General features: G+C 45.0%; 4 protein-coding genes. All 4 read left to right on the forward strand.

From position 1 onward, the window contains the following. Positions 1–247 precede the first annotated feature (247 nt). Positions 248–682, forward strand: a complete 435-nt coding sequence (locus GVY43_RS15445) for a hypothetical protein (RefSeq protein ID WP_159563750.1) — start codon at positions 248–250, stop codon at positions 680–682. After that, entirely contained in the window at positions 679–981 is a 303-nt protein-coding gene (locus GVY43_RS15450) for an ASCH/PUA domain-containing protein (protein ID WP_236549002.1), read from the forward strand. The genes GVY43_RS15445 and GVY43_RS15450 overlap by 4 nt, the downstream gene beginning before the upstream one ends. A 113-nt stretch (positions 982–1,094) precedes the next feature. Then, positions 1,095–1,430: a YolD-like family protein gene (locus GVY43_RS15455; RefSeq protein WP_159563751.1), complete on the forward strand. Its 336-nt coding sequence runs from the start codon at positions 1,095–1,097 to the stop codon at positions 1,428–1,430. Between the two features lie 111 nt (positions 1,431–1,541). Further along, the gene (locus GVY43_RS15460; protein ID WP_159563752.1) at positions 1,542–2,975 is read left to right on the forward strand and encodes a HEPN domain-containing protein; all 1,434 of its coding nucleotides are present in this window, start codon (positions 1,542–1,544) and stop codon (positions 2,973–2,975) included. Positions 2,976–3,151: the final 176 nt, after the last annotated feature.

The following is a 3,151-nucleotide window of genomic DNA, read 5'->3' on the forward strand; positions in this document are numbered from 1 at the left end:
CATCCACGTACAGAGAACCGGCCCGACGGCGGGACATGGAACAGTTCAGCCTCGACGGGCAGTTCCTCGAGGTGCTCCGGGAACAGGCGCGATCCAGCGTTGTGCCGGAGACAGAAGAAAGCCAGGATCAAAGCATGCGGTCCGGAACGAAACCGAACATCTGACGAGCGGGCCGGCACATGTCGGCCCCTTTCGCGTACAAAAAAGGAGAGTGTCTATTGTGTGTATTGACGAGCAGGGCGAAGACATGAAATTAACTGATAGCAAGAAATTTAGGATGTGGATGTTGAAGTTTGCGATTCGGAACCATCATCCTGATTCGCCATACGTGGACATGATCTTTCATTCAACGCCATATCCAGAATCGGAAAACGCATATGATTTTTGTGAGCATCAGTGGTACCTGACGCCACATCCAGACAAGATTGGTGAACCGATCAAAGACGAGCGCTACGAGATGATGATCGTTCCGACGTGGCTGATTCAAGAGTTAGGGTGGGACGGGATGTATCTGTATTGCAAGGTGACAGACAAGCAAACGAGGGACGTGCATGACACGGAAACTGTCAAATTGGATCGCGACTTCGACAAGGTTCTAGAATCGGGAACTGTATTCTTTAAGGTTGCTGATTACGATGAGCACGGTATGATTGTGCCAGTAGACCAATTGGCGGAGATGTGAAAAAAAGGGGAGGGGAATGTATGGTACATGAGCTGAAGATTTGGCCGGAATATTTTGACGCGGTCGAGGCCGGCCTGAAAACGTTCGAGATTCGTCAGGACGATCGCGGATACAAGTCCGGCGATGTCCTGACCTTGCGTGAGTACGACCCGACCGAACAAGCGTACACCGGCCGGGCATTGTGCCGACGCGTGACGTATACGTCGACGTTCGCCCAACGGGCCGGCTATGTGGTGATGGCGCTCGGGAACATCGACAGAAGCAGGGTCAACGTCCGAACAGAACAAACGATACCTTGACGAGGACGAGGGGGTGCCGACCGGCGCCCCTTTTTTTGTGTACAACGCGAAAATGAGGGTATAAAATAAGAACAAACGTTCTTATAATTGCTTGGGAAAGGTGGAGATGGACCATGACGAGATATGTCGACCGGGGCGAGAAGAAATGGGTCCCGTTCCTGATGCCGGAACACAAGGCACTCCTCATCAAATATTATCGGGAAGTGCAGAAGATCGAGATGCCGGATATCGACGACCAACTGTTGGACGCGTACGAGCGTGTGCTGAACGACGCAATCTTCTCCGGTGACCGGGTGACGGTGCGGTATGTGACGGACGGGGAGATGCGCCAGTTCCATGGGTTCGTGCATCGGGTCGATTACATGGACCGTGTCGTCGAGTTGGCCAACGAGCGGGACGGGGTCGTCCAGGTAGCGTTCGACGCGATCGCGTTCGTCGGAACAGAGTGATTTGGGAATGTTGTTACGCTTATTGGTATGATAGTGATGAACACATCGAACGAAATAATCTAGATGTTGTTACGGAGTTTACAGCAAAGTCAGAAAGGTGGAAATTCAGTCGTGAAATACAAACCCACAATTCAGCCAGACGACCACATCTATTCAACATTGATTGAATTGTTGAGCACTTTGAAAGAACAATTAAAACTTTCATGGCTTCCGCAACCACAGGAAACGGAAGGGTTGCCCGAGAAAACTCGTCTGCTGGATAGGTTGCAGAAAATGTCCGATGTGATTGAACCATTCGAACTATATAACGCTATGACTGGAAAAAATGAGGCGGCGAAAAAATTTGTAGATCAATATGGTGGTCATCGTTTCACTATGCTAGAAGATGATACAGAGGCAATTGATTTTTGTTTGTTTTCTTTTTATTTCTCGATTCTTCAAGAATATATGGAGTCAGTAGGCGGGTGGGAAAGTTTTATATTTAAAAGGAACAATGATGAGATACTCTCTAAAATATACAGAAAACACATCAAATTTTTGTTGGCTAAAAAGATAACTGTGAATATATTGATCCCCTTGGAGGGCTGCGTCTGGCAAGGAGATGCATATAGTGAAAAGGGGATTCAATTGAATCCACAGTTGAAGTTCAGGAATTTAGACCCTATCGAGCATGAGGGAAGAGTGTCGAACTATTTTGATGATGGGTATGGACGAGATATGTACTATAACGATTCGGAGCTTCTAAATTCAAACATGACATTTGAGATTATAGCTGAAATCAATATAAATGGAATGAATGTACTCGAGATTGAAAATAGAATAATTGAGGTTTATGCTGAACATTTCAAACAACTGAATTCATTTGTCAATTTGATGTCCCTAGAATTGGAGCACAATCTTCTTGTCGTGAAGGACGCATATTATGTGGTGGAGGGATTCCCTTTCAATATGGGTGCTACTCCGGTAACAAGGTGGCAACCGATGACTTTAGACCAATCGTTTATCATTGAACTCTGTAATGTAAGAAAACACTGGGTAGAGCCAGAAGACATGCTAGAAATCACGAGTGAATCACTAAAGGGATTGGAACACACCTATTTGAATGTATTCGCTGATATGAAAAAGGATAAGTCAGAGCCTGTTAAACAACTGGAAAATGCTTTTCTTCGAAGAACGCGATCGCTCATGGATCGATACTCAAAGGACGGATTCCTTGACGCTGTTATCGGGATTGAGTCACTGCTAAATGGAAACCAGGGGGAATTGAGCTATAGGATGGCACTGTACGCAGCCAACATCTTACAAGGAGACCCTTCATTTGAAGGGAAAACCAAATGGGATATTTTTGAGGATTTTAGGAAAATGTATAAAAAAAGATCGAAGAATGTACATGGTGGTCTAGAAGAAGGTGACCCAAGAGGGATTAAGTTCCTTAATCGACTGCTCATTAACATCATGCACCATGAACAAATTGACTTTTCGAAGAAAGGGGACAAAAGGGCGAGCATAGCAAGCCAAATTGAAGATATTTATCTTTTTAATTAATTTTTTTTGGTATATACATCAAAAAAATGATGTGAAAAAAATCAAGGGAGGAATTTTGTGAGTGCGCAAGCATTTTTTAATCGTCTTATGAGACAACATGGAGAATGGTTTGATGTGATACGGAATAGCGAAGTAGTTGCGCAAATACAAGGACTGCCAAACAATGATAAAAGTGG

This window comes from Exiguobacterium sp. 8H, from assembly GCF_902506255.1.
In the GTDB taxonomy this organism is placed as follows: domain Bacteria; phylum Bacillota; class Bacilli; order Exiguobacteriales; family Exiguobacteriaceae; genus Exiguobacterium; species Exiguobacterium profundum.

Excerpts from the sequence above, each read along its gene's own strand:
- GVY43_RS15445 (WP_159563750.1), top strand. The coding sequence starts at position 248 with ATGAAATTAACTGATAGCAAGAAATTTAGGATGTGGATGTTGAAGTTT.
- GVY43_RS15455 (WP_159563751.1), top strand. The coding sequence starts at position 1,095 with ATGACGAGATATGTCGACCGGGGCGAGAAGAAATGGGTCCCGTTCCTG.